Annotated in this window: 2 rRNA genes; both read left to right on the top strand. The window is 42.5% G+C overall.

The features are described 5' to 3' along the window. Positions 1–73 (top strand): 16S ribosomal RNA (locus LC076_RS24030); the annotation flags it as partial. Positions 74–441: 368 nt separating this feature from the next. Continuing rightward, positions 442–560: ribosomal RNA gene (locus LC076_RS24035) — 23S ribosomal RNA — on the top strand; the annotation flags it as partial.

Consider the following 560-nt stretch of genomic DNA (forward strand, 5'->3'; position numbering starts at 1 on the left):
GGTGGGACAGATGATTGGGGTGAAGTCGTAACAAGGTAGCCGTATCGGAAGGTGCGGCTGGATCACCTCCTTTCTAAGGAAAATGAGGCACGCTTGGTATTTTGTTTAGTTTTGAGAGATCATTCTGATCTTTCTATATAAGTAAGACTCAAACACATAGGAGTCTAAATGCATTCTGCATTTGATAACCTATGTTTTATGTTCCTTGAAAACTAGATAACGAAAAACAATTCAAGTAATTCACTGAGTTTAAACGCTTAGTTTAGTGATTCTCTTAGTAATATTAAACTAGACATTAAGTAAGTATTGATGTCTGAAGGCGAAGGAGAAGCAAAGAGTACGAGGCGGCGAGTGTTTGAGGAGCGGAGTGTACGGTATATGTACATGAGCACCGGAAAATGCGAAGCCAACGAAGTAATCTGCAGCTTATCGTTAGCCGATGGTTAAGTTAGTAAGGGCGCACGGTGGATGCCTTGGCACTAGGAGCCGATGAAGGACGGTACTAACACCGATATGCTTCGGGGAGCTGTAAGTAAGCTTTGATCCGGAGATTTCCGAAT

Origin of the sequence: Metabacillus litoralis, from assembly GCF_020524045.1 — a bacterium.
In the GTDB taxonomy this organism is placed as follows: Bacteria; Bacillota; Bacilli; order Bacillales; family Bacillaceae; genus Metabacillus; species Metabacillus litoralis_C.